We start from the raw sequence: 362 nt of genomic DNA on the forward strand, positions 1-362 counted from the left end.
GGTCAGCATGGTCAGGCCACCGTGAGCGTCGCCCAGGCCAGCACCAGATAACGGCCGACCTTGGCGATGGTAATGAGCGTGAGAAATGCCAGGAACGGCGCCCGCAACACACCCGCGACGACCGTGATCGGATCGCCGATGATCGGTACCCAGCTTGCCAGCAGGGACCATTTTCCATAGCGGCGGTACCAGCCTTCGGCCTTTTCGAGCTTTTCCGCCGAAACCGGGAACCATCGACGGTCGCGATAGTGTTCGATCCCCCGTCCGAGCATCCAGTTGACCACGGAGCCGAGCACATTGCCGAAGCTGGCAATACAAATCAGGGCGGCAAGCGGATATCGATCGGCGAGGATCATCAGCGC

Annotated in this window: 1 protein-coding gene; it reads right to left on the minus strand. The window is 61.3% G+C overall.

Translation table 11 applies throughout. The features are described 5' to 3' along the window. Positions 1–11: 11 nt before the first annotated feature. A partial coding sequence (locus tag AB4Z23_RS29090) for a YqaA family protein (protein ID WP_441361387.1) occupies positions 12–362 on the minus strand: 351 nt, incomplete at its 5' end.

Origin of the sequence: Agrobacterium sp. MCAB5, assembly GCF_052114365.1 — a bacterium.
GTDB classification, from domain to species: Bacteria; Pseudomonadota; Alphaproteobacteria; order Rhizobiales; family Rhizobiaceae; genus Agrobacterium; species Agrobacterium tumefaciens.